Below are 15,435 nucleotides of genomic sequence, written 5' to 3' on the forward strand. Positions count from 1 at the left end.
CGCACACCCGCCGAAGAACTCGACCGACTACTGTCAGACCCGTCCGCATACACCGCAGCGACCGGTTGAATCCGCCCCGTCGAACGCGTACAAACGCGGACGCTCGGCGTGGCACGGGGCGTGTCCTTAGACTCAGCGGGTGCGCTACCTCCTGCTCGGTCCGCTGCACGTGGTGCACGACGGGCGTCGCGTCGACATCGGCCCGCCCAAACAGCGCGCCGTGCTGGCCGTACTCCTGCTCGCGCGTGGCGCGGTGGTCTCCACCGACCGGCTGATCGACGCCGTCTGGGGTGACGATGCACCCGGCAGTGCGACCGCGAGCCTGCAGGCCTACATCTCGAATCTGCGCAAGGCGCTGCGCAGCGAGGAGGGCGCTGCCGCGGCGATCGTGCGGCAGGCCCCCGGGTACTACCTGGCGTCCGAGGACCTCGACCTGGTGGAGTTCAGCGACCACTGCGTGGCCGCCCGACACGCCGTGGCGGAAGGACGATGGCGGGCCGCGGCCGACGCCACCTCCGCCGCACTGGGCCTGTGGCGTGGTGGTCTGCTGGCCGATCTGGGCGACGAACCCTGGGTGCGCGAGGAAGCCGTCCGCATCGACGAACTGCACACCGAGTGTCGCGAGAACCGCGTCACCGCGCTGTTGGCGCTGGGGCGCATCGCCGAAGCGCTCGAGGACGCCGCCGAACTGCGCGCCGACGAGCCGCTGCGGGAGCGCGCCTGCTGGCTGCACATGCTGGCGCTGTACCGCGCGGGTCGCGGACCCGAGGCACTGACCGTCTACACCGAGCACGCCGCCCACCTCGACGCCGAACTCGGGCTGCGCCCCGGAACCGAACTGCGCGACCTGCAGACGGCGGTGCTGCAGCAGTCACCCGAACTGGCGGCCTGGCCGCGGTTGCCGGCCTGGTCCGGCGCCGACGCCGTCGTCACACCGAGCAGCAGCACTGTCGAAGCGCCGGCGCCGGTCGGTCCGCAGTCTCTGCTGGTGGGCCGAGACCGCGAAGTCGCCGTCGTGAAAAGGCTGGTCGCCGAAGCCATCCGGGGCTCCGTCAGGTGGCTGGTGCTCACCGGGCCGCCCGGAATCGGGAAGACCCGCCTGGCCGAAGAGGCTGCGGCCACCTTCGCGGCCGCCGGTGGACGGGTGGTGTGGGTCAACTGTCCCGACGAACTGGGCACCCCACCGTGGTGGTCGATGCGCCAGTTGGTGCGGGCGGTGGGTGCCGACGCCGACGACGTGCTGCAGGTCCCCGACGGTGTCGACCCGGACAGTGCCCGGTTCAGCATCTACGAGAAGATCCACACCCTGCTGCGAGACCAGGGCCCGCTCGCGGTCGTGATCGACGACGCGCAGTGGGCGGACTCCAGTTCGGCAAGCTGTCTGTCGTATCTCGCTGGCGCACTGCGGGAACAGCCCGTCGCCGTGATCGTCACAGTGCGCGACGGCGACCATGGGACGGAGCTGAGCCGCCTGTTGGCGACTGTCGCGCGCGGTGACCGCAATCGCCGCATCGACGTACCCGCGCTGGCCCCCCGCGAGGTGGCGATGCTGGCCAACCATGTCGCGGAGTCGCCCGAGGACAGGCTCAGCGACGCCGAGGCCGAGGTGTTGGCCGACCGCACGGGGGGCAACCCGTTCTTCGTCTCCGAGTACGCCCGCCTGCCGCGTGAGGAGCGTGAGGCCGGCGACATCCCCTCTGCGGTCAAGTCGGTGCTGGAACGACGCCTGGCCAACCTGGATCCCGCTGTACTGCAGGTGCTTCGGGCCGCCGCCGTCATCGCCGAGACGCTCGACGGGCCCGCGGTCACGGTGCTGGCCAAGACCACGCGACTGGACCTCGACACCCTGGCCGACCACCTCGACGAGGCGGCCGACGAACGAATCCTGATCTCCGCACACGACAGCACCGGTTACGAGTTCGCCCACGGCCTGCTGCGCGAACAGCTGCTGATCTCGATGCCCGCCCTGCGCCGGCAACGACTGCACGCCAAGGTCGCGGAAGTCTTGGCCGACAGTGCTTCCCGTGATGCGGTGAGCCGGCGCGCGCAGCATCTGATCGCCGCCCTGCCGTTGGTGGAACCCGCGGTGGTGGTCGAGGCCTGCCGCGCCGCCGCAGAGGAGGCCACGGAACAGTGGAGTTCGGACACCGCCGCGGGATGGTGGCGTGCCGCACTGGACGCCTATGACCTGCTGCCTGCGTCCGAGAGGGACGACTCCGAACGCGACGCTCTCACGGTCGCCATGCTCGAGGCGCTGGGTCGGGCCGGCCGTGGTCAAACGGTACTCGACACCGCGGCAACGGGGTTGGCTGAGGCGCTGGAGTCGTCCAGATCGGCGACCGCGGGCCGGGTGGCCGCAGCGCTCATCCGGGTCAGCGGCGGATGGCCCTGGCTGGCGCCGGGCAGCGACCCAACGGAGTTGATCGGACTCCTGATGCGGGCCGTGGAGGAGATTCACGACGACAGGGCGGCAGCGGCACGGGTCCGTGCCGCGCTCGCAATCGGGATGTGCTACCTCCCGGACGCCACGGTGGCGGCCGGACTCCTGTCGACGGCAGCGGAATTCGCCGCAGAGCTGGGGGATCCGGACGTGCTGGCGGATACGCTGCTCGGGCGTCTGGTCGCCTATTCCGGTGTGGCCGAGCACAGTGCGTCGAGTCTGGAGGCGGTCGACACGCTGCTCGCACTGCGGCACAGCCGAAGTCGCGAGGACACCGTCATCGCGCACTCGGTGGCGACGATGGCGGCCATGAACCTCGGTGACCTCGACGCCGTCGAACGGCACCTGCGGGCCGGTATCGAGGGCAGTGAGAAGCTTCGGCTTCCGGTGCTGCGCGCCCAGCTGCGGTGGATGGAGGCGGTGCTCGCGGTGTGGCGCGGGGATTTCCCCGAAGCGCACCGGCACCACACCATTGCGGCGCAGGTGCACGAGCGGACCGAACTCTACGAGGCCGGCAGCGGTCTGATCGCGGCGACCTCGCTGCTGCGGGAGCGCGGCGGATTCGTCGACGAGGTGACGCTGCTGGCACCGTACGCAGACATCGGCTCCGACGACGTGATCAGGGTGGCCAAGGGCATGCTGCTGACGCTGCGCCGCGACGAGGAGGCCCGCGCCGAGGCGGCCGAGATCCTCGCCGTCGGCGTCGACGTCGGTCCGCACGTCTGGACCCACCTGGGTCACACGACACTGCTGGCGCACCTGTGTGCAGACCACCGACTGCCCGAATTCGCCCCCGCACTGCTCGATGCTCTGCGTCCCCACACCGGGCGAATCGCCGCCATCGGTCAGGTCGGCAGCGCGGGGCCGGTGGCATTGGCGACGGCCCGACTGCACGCCCTGCTCGGTGACACCGGCTCGGCGCGGTCCGACGTCGCGTACGCCCAGGCGATGGCGGAGCGCAGCGGGGGTGTGCCGACTTTGCTGCGCTGCGCCCTGCTGCTCTGTGAACTCGATGCTGCGGCTGGGGAGGACGTTGCCGACCGTTTGGCGTCGATCGCCTCCGAGGCCGACCGGATCGGCATGCAGTCGGTGGCCGCACTGGCCCGCGCACTGGCTTAGCAACACTTGGAGAATTCTTGGCGTCCGCGGACCAAGGGTTCACCAAGGCCAGCCCGCCAGAGTTGGGGCAATTCGTTCCCTGACCTTCTGGAGTGACCAAATGACCCTCATGTCCGTCACCGATGACGCGCTCGCCGACGATCTGCGCAGCCGCATCTCCGGCACCGTCGCAGTGCCCGGCGACCCGGACTATCAGCGCATCCAGCCCTGGAACGTGGCCGTGCCCGTATCACCGCGAGCCGCGGTGTTCGTCGAGTCGGCGCAGGACGTGGCCGAGGTGATGCGGTTCGCCACCCGCTCGGGCCTCAAGGTGGTGGTGCAGTCCACCGGGCACGGCGCGGTGCCCGTGGGCCAGGACGCGATCCTGGTGCACACCGGGCAGCTGACCAGCTGCACCGTCGACGCGCTGAACCGCTTCGCCCGTGTCGGGGCCGGGGTGCGCTGGCAGCAGGTGATCGACGCGGCCACGCCGTACGGCCTTGCGCCGCTGTGCGGCTCGTCGCCCAGTGTCGGTGTGGTGGGTTTCCTCACCGGCGGAGGGATCGGCCCGCTGGTGCGCAGTCTCGGGGTGTCCGCGGACTACGTTCGGGCCTTCGAGCTGGTCACCGGCTCGGGGGAGGTCCTGCGGGTCACTCCCGCCGAGCACAGCGACCTGTTCTGGGGTCTGCGCGGCGGCAAGGCCACGTTGGGCATCGTCACCGAAGTTGAGTTCGAACTGTTGCCGATTCGTGAGTTCTACGGTGGCGCACTGTATTTCGACGGTGCAGATGCGGCCGCGGTGCTGCATCAGTGGCGTCGCTGGTGCGCGGATCTGCCCGAGTCGGTGACCACGTCGGTGGCAGTGCTTCAGCTGCCCGAGATGCCCGATGTGCCGCCGCCGCTGGCCGGCCGGATGACCGTCGCGGTGCGGTATGTGGCCCTCGGTGACGTCGAGGAGGCACAGCGTCTGCTGATGCCCATGCGAGAGGCCGCCGACCCGCTGATCGACGCGGTCAGCGTGATGCCGTACGCGGCGATCGCCGCGGTGCACGCTGATCCGGCGGACCCGATGCCCACCTATGAGAATCACGCTCTGCTGCACGAGCTTCCGGCCGAGGCTGTCGATGCGTTGTTGGCCGTCGCCGGGCCCGGCAGCGGCAGCATGCAGGTGATCGTCGAGCTGCGCCAGCTCGGCGGGGCGTTCGCGCGTGCGCCGCGGCATCGCAGCGCGTTCTGCCATCGCGACGCCGCGTTCACGCTGACCACCATCGGCGCCCCCGCACCCGAGATCGCCGAGGCCGTCGCGGCCCACGCGGACACCGTGATCGCCGCGGCGGGGCAGTGGTCGACCGGCGGGCAGCTGCCGAACTTCGCGCCCGCGGCCGACGCGGCCCGACTGGCGCGCTGCTATGACGAGGACACGCTGTACCAGCTGGCCGCGTTGGGGGAGCGCTACGACCCCGCCGGCGTCCTGCGGAGCGGCCAGGTGGCCCGCTACCCCCTGTGACCTCCGTCTCGCGAGAGGCCGTGTCTGTACGTGAACACGCCGCGGGGTGCGTACAGATCCGGCCGCTCGCGGGCCCGGAAACGGCCTCTGACCAGTCGATTTGGAGCTTCGGCGCAGCGTCAGTAACCTAGTGTTCACCCGTCGCGGGGTGGAGCAGCTCGGTAGCTCGCTGGGCTCATAACCCAGAGGTCGCAGGTTCGAATCCTGTCCCCGCTACTAGTAGGAAGTGGCCCTCAGGCGAAAGCCTGGGGGCCATTTTCCATTCCGCCGCAAGCACCTTCGTCGCAGCGGTGCCCCCCGGAACCCTGACCCAGCTTCCCTCGGCGGCGGCGCCCACTATTACGGAACTCTTGAATTCCGGAAACGTCTGGTTCACTATTGACCCCGTGCCGAGCAACGTGCCGATCGCCGCGCCGACGAGGGCCAAACGCGACGCCCCCCGGCGCGGGCGTCCCCGCGACGACCGACTGGACGCGGCGATCGTGGAGGCCACGATCGCCGAAACCGCCGCCAAGGGCTGGACCGGCGCGACGATCGAGGGGATCGCGGCGCGGGCGGGCGTCGGCCGCGGTTCGATCTACCGGCGGTGGTCCAGCAAGTACGACCTGTTCCAGTACGTCGCCAGCTGCATCACCCGGCCCGCCGACGGCGTGGACACCGGGTCCTTCGTCGAGGACCTGTTCGCGGCACTGCTGCCCATCGCCGAGATGCTCACGCAGCCCGAACTCTCCGCCATCCTGCCGTCGCTGCTGGCCGAGGCCGGCACCGACGAGTCGATCCGGTCCACGGTGCGCACCTTCGCCCGACGGTGCCGGCAGCAGACGTTCGAGGCGGTCCAACGGGCGGGGCAGCGCGGCGACATCCCCGCCGACACCGACGCCGACGCGCTCGTGGACATGCTCGCCGGCGCCCTGGTGTACCGGCGGCTGCTGCTCGGCGAGCCGACCGACGCCGACGCCATCCGCGCGCTGATCGACCAAGCAGTCCGAAGCTGTTCACCCGAACCCGAGAGGAAGCCGTGACTCACGTCCTGGATGTCGACCTGACGGATCCACAGTTGTATTCGGAGGGCTTCCCACACGAGCTCTTCACCGAACTGCGCCATCGCGGCCCTGTGCACCGCCACCAGGCGGTCGAGGGCAGGCCGGGCATTCCGCCGATTCCGTTCTGGTCCATCGTCACTCACCCCGAGATCCAGCAGGCCAACCGCGACTGGAAGACCTTCGCCGCCGCGGGCGGACCGATGATGGCGCCGGACCCACTGTTGGAGGCCGGCCCCACCCTGGTGTCGATGGACCCGCCCGAGCAGGCCGAGATGCGCCGCATCATCACCTCGGAGTTCACGCCCAGGATGATCGGCCGCCTCGAGCAGCTGATCGCCACCCGGACCCGAGACGTTCTGGCCGCGGCCGCCGGTGACACCTGCGACTTCGTCGGTGACGTCGCCTATCAGGTGCCCATGCACCTGATCTCCGACATCGTCGGCATTCCGGAGTCCGACCGGCCGTGGGTGTTCGAGCGTGTCGACAGGCTTCTGCGAACGGCCAACCCGTCCAACGGTTTCTCCGAACAGGACCAGCTCGCACTGCAGGTCGAACTCTTCGAGTACGCGCAGCGACTCACCGCCGACAAACGGGCCCATCCCACCGACGACGTGTGGACCAAACTCGCCAGCCGACTCGACGGTTTCGAACTGGAGATGTTCTTCATCATCCTGGCCATGGCCGGCAGCGAGACCACCCGGAACGCGTTGTCGCAGGGCCTGGTCGCGCTGCTGGACAATCCCGACCAGTTGGCCGAATTGCGCCGCGATCCCACGGTGGCCGCGACAGCGGCCGACGAGGCCATCCGCTGGGCCAGTCCGGTGCTGTTCTTCGGTCGCACCGCCACCACCGACGTGACGATCGGCGGCCAGGACGTGAAGGAGGGCGATCGGGTGCTGTTCTGGTACCCGTCGGGCAACCGGGATGAGGCCGTGTTCGAGGATCCGTTCCGGTTCGACGTCCGGCGAACACCCAACCCGCACCTGTCCTTCGGTGGTGGCGGGGTGCACTACTGCCTCGGTGCAAACCTCGCCCGCAAGGAGGTGCAGGTGGTGTTCGCCGCCCTCGCCGACTACGACATCGAGCGGGTCGGGCCCGCGGTGTGGGCCGGCGGGGGACCGGTGCACAACGTCGGTCTCGGAATCGACTCGCTGCCCGTGCGGATCACCGCCCGGCCGAAGGGATGACCCCGCCTACTCCGTGAACGTCAGCTGAGCCCAGCGCTCGCTGCGCTCCAACTTCCCCCGCGGCGGCACGTCGTCGGCCGCGGGTTCGGCGGGAGTCGGCAGCACGACGGCGTGGTGGGTGTCCTTGAGCGCGGTGAGCAGCTCCCGCTTGGGAATGGTGTCCTGCCAACGCTTGACCATTCCCCACGGCACCATCGCGTCACCCTTGTTGAGCCAGTCGTCCAGCACGAAATCCTTCGGGGTGGCGTTGTGAGAGCCGTGGTGGCCCACCTTGTAGAAGTCGACGCTGTTGATGAGCTCTTCGCAGGAGGGGTCGCTGCGGACGTGCTCCCAGGCGCCGTGTTGCGCGTCCCCGGGGAAGAGCATCAGAAACCCGTCCACGTCGAGGACGAAGAACAGGCTGGTGTTGTTGACCGACTGCTCCAGCACCGACGCCGCGGTCAGCAGGCCCACGTCGTCACTGACCGCCGACAGTGCGAGGGCCTTCTGTGCGGCCAGCAGTTCCGCCGGAACGCTCTCGCGCGCAATGGTGTACTGAGGCGCGAACAGGGGCCGGCCGTTGTTCACCGGAGGCGTCGTGTCGTCGTCGAGATTCAGGCGCAGCCAGCCCGCGCTCGAGGGCGGATCCATCCGTTTGAGCATCGCGGGATCACGGGACGGGCCCAGCACATGTGCGACGATCCCACACCGCCCGACCTCCACGACGTCGTCGCTGGTGTCCGGCTTCGGGAAGAACCGCACGTCGTGCGGTCCGGCGAACCCGCTGCCGTTGCGGCCCAACAGCCGGTCGATGGCCGCGGCGTTGCCGCGCGAGTTCGCCAGGAACGCCTGCGCCGCTGTGAGCCGACGGGACTCACCGGAGCGTTCGACGGCCAGGGCCAGACGGGTGGTGATGAGCGCCTCCAACTGAGTCACCGCCCTGTCCTGCTTGGCGCGCAGCGCTGTGGCATCCGGATCGTCGAGATCCTCGACGAAGGGCAGCCACACCGTGTCGACGGCGACGTCCTTCCACTCGTCACAGGCGAACCCGCAGATGTGGTCCTGGTGACGATGCGTGGCGACCAGGACATCGAGATGCGGTGTGCCGTCGCAGTCCTCGGTCAGGTCGGCGATCACGGCACGCACGGTCTCGGCGATCGGCGGCGCGTCGCTGCTCTGGGCATGCCTGCCACAGTCGATGAGCATCCGCCACACCTCGGTGCCGTCGCGGACCGTGATCCGGAATGCGTCGCCGAAACCCACGTTGTACATGCGGATTTCAACTTTCTTCCCGCCCATCTTCTCCCCACCTCCGTCAGTCGTTGAAGTGCAGATTGGCGAACGTGAGCCGACTGACGCCGGGTTCGGCCAGCCACGGGGCCAGTGGGTCGTCGTCGTCGACTTGGCCGACCCAGTTCTGCAGGTTGTGCAACCGCTCGGTGCCCAGGTAATGGAACAGCTGAGCGTCGCCCGTCGGTGGGACGGTGAAAGGCAGCGGCTTGGAGACCACATGGATCACGTCACCGCTGACCCGCGCGATCAGCGTGGTGCCGGCGCGCAGGGGGGTGCGTGCGGCCTCCGGCAGGCCCGGCTGCAGTTGGTTCTCGAGATCCTCACGGCGCTGGACCAATTGGATCACCACCTCGGGTCGAGGCTGCCGATCGTCGGCTAGCCGAAAGGTGACGTGCACGCTTTCGACCGCAATGGGTGATCCCGAATCCGGGTCAAGTCCCAACGCCACCGCGTTGCGGACGGCCCAGGCCTGGAGGCTCGGATAGACGTCCGGTCTGCCCTCGCCGGATCTGCTGTCGGTGTCCAGGTTCATCGTCGCCTCGAGAACGAGATCGGCCACCGGGACGTCGGGGGACAGGCTCAACGGTTGAATTGGGCCCGGCCACAGCAGCGCCTCCTCGCTCAGCGAGGCGACCTGCGCCGGCCAGATGCCGCGGCGACGCAGTGACTCCACCAGCCCGGCCCGCAGCCGCAGCGAATCCTCCGGGTACAGAGCATGATCGGCGGTCACGATCGCTCGGACGATGTCACCGAACGTGACGTCCACCGGCGGGAGGTAGTCGAAGGCACGCACCACCATGGCCAGGTGCCGATCGGCCGAGCGTACGGCCTCGGTGGTCACCCGGTTCACCAGGTCCGGATGCAGACGCCCGGGCGGCAGTATGCCGGTGCCGCCACTGGCGATCCGCCTCAGATCGGCGACCGATGCCTCGAAATGATCCAGAAAGGCGTCGAACACCGCGGCCACAAGACAGGCTCCGCGTTCGTGTGGTTCGGTCGCGGCGCGGAACCTCGCCGGTGTCCGCTGTTCCTCGCGTGGGACCTTGGGGTCGATGGCCCTGCGCAGCGCCTCACCGCGCCCCGTCGACCGACCGAATTCGTCGGCCAGGTCGAAGAGCACGCCGCCCCGCTCGAGGGTGCCCTCGGTCGTGGTAACCGCGTCGAACACCACGTCGCGATGGGTGAAGTGCTGGAACAGGGCGATCAGGTCGGCGAACGCTTCGTGCGCCGCCAACACGTCCCGGTTGGTCGCTTCGGAGAAGTACCTCCGCAACCGGTGCACAATCGCGTGCGTGACCTCATGGGCGATGATGTCCGAGGACAGGCACGTGAATATCATCTGATCCGGCAGGTTCGCCCCGGGATCGTTCGTATCGGCGCGGAAGTAGCCGAACAACACGGCTTTCCGTTTCGGATCGAAGAACGCATTGCGGCCCTCAAACGCGTGCGGCACCAGGCGGAGGGGTCTGTCGCCGCGCCACCGGAACCGGCGTCCCAGATAGCGCTCGAAGCGCTCCAGGACGCCGGTGGTGACGGCGTAGACGATCTGTTGGTGTGTCCGCGGATCGCCCTCGGCGGGTTCCATGCCGTCGTGCGCCAGGACGAACGGATCGTCCAGATCGATCATCGCCGACCAGGTGTCGTGCACCGGGTTGTAGTCGACGACCTCCACCGCCTGCCCACGCGGGCCGGGTTTCAGCCCCGTCTCGTAGGGCACGCTGACCGTGAGGTGCCGGCCCGAGAGGCGGGTGGACATCGGGTCGAACGCGAAGGTCCGCAGCCGCCGTCGCCGGGGTGTCTCCAGCCTGGGCCCGCCGATGTGCGCAGTGCTCATCGTGTGCCGACTCCACTGCTCCACAGGCCGGGCCAGTGCGGGTCGATCGGCAGCGGATAGCCGGAATCCGCACGGTCGGCCGCGATGTCGTAACGCACATACTCCGAGCCTTTGAACAGATAGGCCTTGCCGCCCGGCCATACGACGATCTCATCGATGCCCTGCGCGAACGCCGCGGGCAGGCCCGGCCAGTTGCCGGCGATCGGCTTCGGATAGCCGGGATCCACGCGATCGGAGGCGATGTCGTAGCGCATGTACTGCGAACCCTTGAAGAAGTAGGCCTTGCCGTTGGGCCACACCACGCCCGCGTCGATCCCGTCGGCCCACAACCCCGGCCAGTTGCCGGCGATGGGCCGCGGGTAGCCGGCGTCCACCCGGTCGTTGACGACGTCATAGCGGATGTACTGGTTGCCGCGGAAGTAGTAGGCCTTGCCGTTGGTCCACAGCAGGCCCGAATCGATCCCACTGGCGAAGTCGGCCGGGAACCCGGGCCAGTTGCCCGCGATCGGCAGCGGGTATCCCGCGTCGACTTTGTCCGCGGCGACGTTGTAGCGCACGTACTTGTCGCCCTTGAACAGATACACCCTGCCGTTGGGCCACATCGACGTCGGTGACACCGGACCGGGGTACAACTGTCCGGCGAAGGTGGCGTCGAGGTTGTTGATGTCGGGACCGCCCGGGACCGCGATGCCGTCCTTCATGATCTCGGCGGGCAGGCCGTAGCACATGATCGACGTCGGGTCGGTGACCGCGCTCGCGATCAACGCCGAGTTGTCGAACGGGGTCAACACCTGCTCGATGACCTCTGCCCGGCTCCAGCCCTGGGTGCGCATGAAGTAGGCGATGGCCTTCTCCCGGTCGATCCGGTCGACGATCGCCCTGCGGCGGTGCTCATGCGGGAAGCCCAGCGTGTGCCCGGTTTCGTGCCGCACCACCCGGTGGAATTCCGATTCCGGTGTGTTCATGCTGAAGCTGGCGAGGTTCATCGTCGGCGCGTTGGCCGCGATCGACAGGACGTCGGTGCCCAGGTAGGACCAGTAGCCGTCGCCGGCCTTGCGCGCGATGCGAACCTGACCGGTGCCGGCGGTCTCGGTGAACTGCACATTCGACCAGGCCCCCCAGGCGTTCATGTGGGACAGGATGCGGGCGCGCAGATCGGCGCCGGGGTTGTCGAGGAAGCTGACGGTCAGCCGGACGCCGGACTTCGGCCAGCGGCGTGCGGTGATCGCCGACAGTGGCAGGTCCGGCCCCAGCGCGGCCCGGTCCTGCGCGGTGGGCGCATTCTCCGGGTTGAGTTCAATGGCCTTGGCCGCCGCCTCCTCCGCGAGTTCGGTCGGCAGTGTCTTGATGCTGCAACTGATGTAAGACATGGATCCCCCCGGGTCTGGACGCGGGCTGCGTCGCGTGTTGGTGGGCCGAGATTAGGCATGGCGACGGGTACCGGTCGCGAGTAGTCGGCTACCCGATGCGCCGGCATCGGTTCCGGCTCACCGGAATCAGCGATGGGTGCCAGCACCAATGACACCGGGTGCGCGGGGTGCTGATCCTGAAGATGGAACAGGCCATCGAACAGGCCGCGAACGGGCAGGTGGGCGAACATGGCGAAGAGACTGAGAGCGGCCGTCATCGGCGGCGGCATCGGCGGACTGTCGACGGCCCTTGCGCTGCACCGGATCGGGGCACACGTGCGCGTCTATGAACGGGCGCATCGGCTCGGTGACGTCGGCGCCGGTGTCTCCCTGCAGCGCAACAGTCAGCGTGTGCTCGATCGACTCGGCGTCGGCGCGCGGGTCCGCCGGTTCGGCTCACTGCTGCCCGAGTTCGAGTTCTTCACTCCCGACGGGACGCTCGTTTCACACGAGATGTACAGCGTCGGCGCCTGGCCACTGGCACTTCGCCGTGCTGACCTGGTGGCCGCCCTGGCATCCTCCCTGCCGCCGGGCACCGTCTGCACCGGGCACCGCTGTGTGCTGTTCGGTCAGGACGAGGACTCGGCGGTGGTGGGTTTCGACAACGGCGCACTCGTGCGTGCCGATGTCGTGATCGGCGCCGACGGCATCCACTCCACACTGCAGCGTCACGTCCTGGAGGCGGGGGACCCGGTGTTCTCCGGCATGGTCGCCTACCGCGGACTGATTCCTTCCGGGCGGTTGCCCACCTGGCCGCGGGGACTGGTGACGTGGGGCGGCGACGGGCGCCACCTGCTGACCTACCCCGTGCGCGCCGGTCGCTTCGTCAACTATGTGGGCTTCGTTCCGGCCGACGAGGGGATGGTCGAAACATGGTCCGCCCCCGGTGATCCCGCTGCGCTGGTGGCGGCGTTCGCCGGGTGGGCGCCGCCGACCCGCCACCTGCTGTCGCGTGTCGAGTCCACCTTCAGGTGGGGCCTCTACGATCGCGATCCGCTGCCACGGTGGACGACCGGCAGGCTGGCCCTGCTCGGTGATGCGGCCCATCCGATGCTGCCTCATCTGGGGCAGGGTGCCAACCAGGCGATCGAGGACGCGTTGGCCCTGGCGATCCTGCTGCGCGGCGTGCCCGCCGCCGACGTCCCGGACGCGCTCACGCGCTACGAAACGCTGCGTCGCGGACACACCGCCCGCGTGCAGCACGACGCGCGGATCAACGGGCATCTCTTCGACTCCGCACAACCTGTGAGTCTGAACCATTCCTGGGTACAGGACTACGACGTGGAGAAGGAGGCTCGTGCCATCGCGTGATACCTGCTGGCTGGTAGTCCCGATGCAGGCCAGCGGTGATGGCGCGGCCGTGGGGGAGGGCAACTCTGGAAAGAGCAAGCCTGCAACGGATTCTCGAAGGAGCCCGATCATGCGTAGTGGAATCATCTACATCACAACGGCATTGGCGGCATGCGGTGCGGCGCTGACCATCGCCGCCGCACCCCTGGCCGGGGCCGACACCGGCACGGTGCGGCTGGCGGTGGTCTCGACGGCCACCGGCGGCGACATCGTGCCTGCCGGTCACGGATACGGGGGCCACGGTTATGGGGGTGGTTTCCATGGTTACGGCGGTTTCCACGGCTATCCCCACGGCTTCTATGGAGCTCCGGTGTGGGAGCCCTGGTGGCCCTGGATCTGATGCGTCCAGACCCGTGCGTCGCCACGGCCAGCCCCTAGAATTGCAGCGATGACGGGGCCGTTCAGCTGGGATCTGCCGTACGCGTGGCCGCACACACCCACTGTGGCGCGCAACGTCGTCTGCACGTCCCAGCCGCTGGCGGCGCAGGCCGGCCTGGCGATGCTCGCCCACGGTGGCAACGCGGTCGATGCGGCGGTGGCCGCGGCGATCACCCTGACCCTCGTCGAACCGGTGTCCAACGGCATCGGCTCGGACGCGTTCGCCATCGTGTGGGATGGGGAGCGCCTGCACGGCCTGAACGCCTCGGGACGTTCCCCGCAGGCGTGGACTCCGTCCTATTTCCCCGACGGCCCGATCCCCTCGCGGGGGTGGAACTCGGTCACCGTTCCGGGCGCGGTGTCAGCCTGGGTTGAACTGCACGCCAGGTTCGGCGGGCTGCCGTTCGCCCAGCTCTTCGAGCCCGCAATCGAATACGGCCGCAGCGGATTTCTCGTCTCGCCGACGGTGGCCGCCCAGTGGGCCCGACAGGCGCCCGTGATGCGCGCACAGCCCGGATTCGCCGGGGCGTTCCTGCCGGGTGGACGACCACCGGGGCCGGGGGAGCTGTTCCGTCTGCCGGAGCATGCGGCCACGCTGGCGGCCATTGCCGAGTCGGGGGGTGAGGACTTCTATCACGGCGAGCTGGCGGCGAAGATGGAGGCGCACTCCAGTGCCAACGGTGGCGCGATGCGGGCCGCCGACCTGGCCGCGCACCGTGCCGACTGGGTCGATCCGATCGGCATCGACTACCGCGGTTACACGCTGCATGAGATCCCCCCGAACGGTCAGGGCATCATCGCCCTCATCGCGCTCGGCATGCTCGCACACTTCGACATGCCCTCGTTCCCCGTCGACTCCGCCGACAGCGTGCACCTGCAGATCGAGGCGATCAAACTGGCCTTCGCCGACGCGCAGGCGCACGTCGCCGACATCGACCACATGACGGTGTCGCCGGATCGACTGCTGGACAACGATTATCTGAAACAGCGGTCGGCGCTGATCGACCCGATGCGGGCCACGGCCGCCGCGCCCGGCAGCCCGCCGAAGGGCGGAACCGTCTATCTGACCGCAGCCGATGCCGCCGGGATGATGGTGTCGATGATCCAGTCCAACTACGACGGCTTCGGGTCGGGGGTGGTGGTGCCGGGCACGGGGATCTCGATGCAGAACCGTGGCACCGGCTTCAGTGTCACTCCCGGGCATCCGAACCTCATCGGCCCGCGAAAACGGCCGTACCACACCATCGTCCCCGCCTTCCTCACCCGTGCTGGGTCTCCCGTGATGAGTTTCGGGGTGATGGGGGGAACCATGCAGCCACAGGGGCATCTGCAGATGATGGTGCGCATCGCCGACCACGGCCAGAACCCTCAAACCGCCTGTGACGGGCCACGGTTCCGGTGGGAGCACGGGATGCGCGTGAGCCTCGAACCCGGCTTCTCAGCGTCGACGGTCAACGAGCTGCGCACGCGAGGCCACGACGTGGCCGTCGTCGACGACACCGATCACTTCGGCAGTTGTCAGGCGATCTGGCGTCTGCGCGACGGTTATCTGGGCGCCAGCGATCCACGCCGGGATGGGCAGGCCGTGGGATTCTGAGCAGTCCGAGCCCCGGCAGACAAACAGAGCCGGGGCCCGAAGGCCGCCGGCTCTGGAATGGGGAGACGTCGCGTCAGGCGTTCTCACGCTCGTAGCGCTGCGCGATCGCGATCAGCTCTTCGCGCACCGTCGAGGCGGGCAGCGAGCTGATGCGGGCGTAGAGGCGCCGACGTCCGATGGCGCGCTTCTGTTTTTCGCGGAACTGCGCGAAGGACATGTCTTTCAACTCCTCTGTAGACCCCCCGGGTCGCGGGGGAGCTCATTTCTTGGGTGGCATCCACGGATCGAGGATCACTCGATGTGTGCAACACGACAATCAT

General features: G+C 68.8%; 11 protein-coding genes and 1 tRNA gene. 8 read left to right on the top strand and 4 right to left on the bottom strand.

The annotated features are described in order from the left end of the window. Positions 1-139: 139 nt before the first annotated feature. The 5 genes from A5727_RS12470 to A5727_RS12485 all read left to right on the top strand — a co-directional run bounded on the left by A5727_RS12470 (position 140) and on the right by A5727_RS12485 (position 7,275). The gene (locus tag A5727_RS12470) at positions 140-3,559 is read left to right on the top strand and encodes an ATP-binding protein (protein WP_231992057.1); all 3,420 of its coding nucleotides are present in this window, start codon (positions 140-142) and stop codon (positions 3,557-3,559) included. A gap of 100 nt (positions 3,560-3,659) precedes the next feature. Beyond that, the gene (locus tag A5727_RS12475) at positions 3,660-5,045 is read left to right on the top strand and encodes an FAD-binding oxidoreductase (protein WP_157521352.1); all 1,386 of its coding nucleotides are present in this window, start codon (positions 3,660-3,662) and stop codon (positions 5,043-5,045) included. Between the two features lie 142 nt (positions 5,046-5,187). Further along, positions 5,188-5,261 (top strand) — tRNA-Met (locus A5727_RS12480). Between the two features lie 170 nt (positions 5,262-5,431). After that, entirely contained in the window at positions 5,432-6,067 is a 636-nt protein-coding gene (locus A5727_RS26975) for a TetR/AcrR family transcriptional regulator (RefSeq protein WP_157521353.1), read from the top strand. After that, the gene (locus A5727_RS12485; protein ID WP_082949766.1) at positions 6,064-7,275 is read left to right on the top strand and encodes a cytochrome P450; all 1,212 of its coding nucleotides are present in this window, start codon (positions 6,064-6,066) and stop codon (positions 7,273-7,275) included. Before A5727_RS26975 ends, A5727_RS12485 begins: the two co-directional genes overlap by 4 nt. A 6-nt stretch (positions 7,276-7,281) precedes the next feature. Here A5727_RS12485 and A5727_RS12490 read toward each other — a convergent pair whose 3' ends face one another. Genes A5727_RS12490 through A5727_RS12500 form a run of 3 tightly spaced genes read right to left on the bottom strand, consistent with a single transcriptional unit; the run spans position 7,282 to position 11,751 of the window. After that, on the bottom strand, positions 7,282-8,553 hold the full coding sequence (locus A5727_RS12490; protein WP_157521354.1) for a ComEC/Rec2 family competence protein: 1,272 nt from the start codon (positions 8,551-8,553) through the stop codon (positions 7,282-7,284). A gap of 16 nt (positions 8,554-8,569) precedes the next feature. Beyond that, entirely contained in the window at positions 8,570-10,381 is a 1,812-nt protein-coding gene (locus tag A5727_RS12495) for a gluzincin family metallopeptidase (protein WP_068249470.1), read from the bottom strand. After that, the gene (locus A5727_RS12500; RefSeq protein ID WP_068249471.1) at positions 10,378-11,751 is read right to left on the bottom strand and encodes a hemopexin repeat-containing protein; all 1,374 of its coding nucleotides are present in this window, start codon (positions 11,749-11,751) and stop codon (positions 10,378-10,380) included. Before A5727_RS12500 ends, A5727_RS12495 begins: the two co-directional genes overlap by 4 nt. Before the next feature lie 228 nt (positions 11,752-11,979). Here A5727_RS12500 and A5727_RS12505 point away from each other — a divergent pair, with 228 nt between their 5' ends. The 3 genes from A5727_RS12505 (at position 11,980) to A5727_RS12515 (ending at position 15,115) form a co-directional block, all read left to right on the top strand. Then, positions 11,980-13,101, top strand: a complete 1,122-nt coding sequence (locus tag A5727_RS12505; protein WP_068249473.1) for an FAD-dependent monooxygenase — start codon at positions 11,980-11,982, stop codon at positions 13,099-13,101. A gap of 109 nt (positions 13,102-13,210) precedes the next feature. Beyond that, positions 13,211-13,480, top strand: coding sequence for a hypothetical protein (locus A5727_RS12510; protein WP_157521355.1), 270 nt, complete (start codon positions 13,211-13,213; stop codon positions 13,478-13,480). A gap of 48 nt (positions 13,481-13,528) precedes the next feature. Next, positions 13,529-15,115, top strand: coding sequence for a gamma-glutamyltransferase family protein (locus A5727_RS12515; protein ID WP_068249477.1), 1,587 nt, complete (start codon positions 13,529-13,531; stop codon positions 15,113-15,115). Positions 15,116-15,188: 73 nt separating this feature from the next. Here the strand turns inward: A5727_RS12515 and A5727_RS27860 are convergent, their stop codons facing one another. Further along, entirely contained in the window at positions 15,189-15,332 is a 144-nt protein-coding gene (locus A5727_RS27860) for a hypothetical protein (RefSeq protein ID WP_197507651.1), read from the bottom strand. Between the last annotated feature and the right edge of the window lie 103 nt (positions 15,333-15,435).

The organism is Mycobacterium sp. ACS4331 (genome assembly GCF_001667265.1).
Taxonomy (GTDB): Bacteria; Actinomycetota; Actinomycetes; order Mycobacteriales; family Mycobacteriaceae; genus Mycobacterium.